The following is a 698-nucleotide window of genomic DNA, read 5'->3' as shown; positions in this document are numbered from 1 at the left end:
GTGGGGGACGCGGGGGAGGAACGGGAGCCCGGCGGCCGACCGCAGCATGGGCAGTACGGGCGTCCGCAGCCCGATCAGCACGTCCTCGGCGGGGCGGGTCTCGCCGTCGAGGAAGCGCAGCATGCGCTCGGCCGGGACGGACCGGAAGAGGCCGCCGAAGAACGGCGCGCCCCGCACCCGGCCGGTCGAGAGACCGCGCAGCAGGATCGCGTCCATGGCGAGGTGGCGGCCCCGGTAGGCCGGGGGCGGGACGGGGACACGGCCCTGGTGGACGGCGGCGGCGACCGCGCGGGTCTGCCGCTGGATCGCCGAGAACGCGTAGCCCGTGGAGGGACGGACGGCCCCGCCGGCCGCGCCGATCCGGAAGACGTGACGTCCGGCGCGCGGGGCGTGGTGGGCGTCGGTCATGGGGATGACGCCCCGCTCCTCGCCGAGGATCTCGTACGCGCCGAGGCGCAGCACGTCCTCGGTGTAGTGGCGCAGCGCGGCGGTGTAGGCGGGCTCCGTCAGGACGCTCGGGCCGAACTCGGTGTACTCGACGAGCGCTTCGCGGGGGCCGGTGGGCAGGACGTAGCCGAAGGAGAGGCCGTGCCGGGGCTGCGGGGTGCGGAAGTCCATGAGTTCCACGACCTCCGGCCGGAACGCCGGCAGGCGCGTCCGGACGAACCAGCCGCGGAAGTGCTGGAGGAGGGCGGATC

Annotated in this window: 1 protein-coding gene; it reads right to left on the bottom strand. The window is 75.6% G+C overall.

Annotation, left to right across the window (positions count from 1 at the left end; genetic code table 11):
- Window positions 1-698 (bottom strand): lycopene cyclase family protein (locus tag EAO70_RS34885; RefSeq protein ID WP_261993200.1); only part of this gene is annotated, 698 nt, incomplete at both ends.

The sequence above is a fragment of the Streptomyces sp. adm13(2018) genome, from assembly GCF_008042145.1.
Lineage (GTDB): Bacteria > Actinomycetota > Actinomycetes > Streptomycetales > Streptomycetaceae > Streptomyces.
The sequence above is the reverse complement of the archived record's forward strand: the minus strand, read 5'-3'. Positions and strand labels throughout refer to the sequence as shown.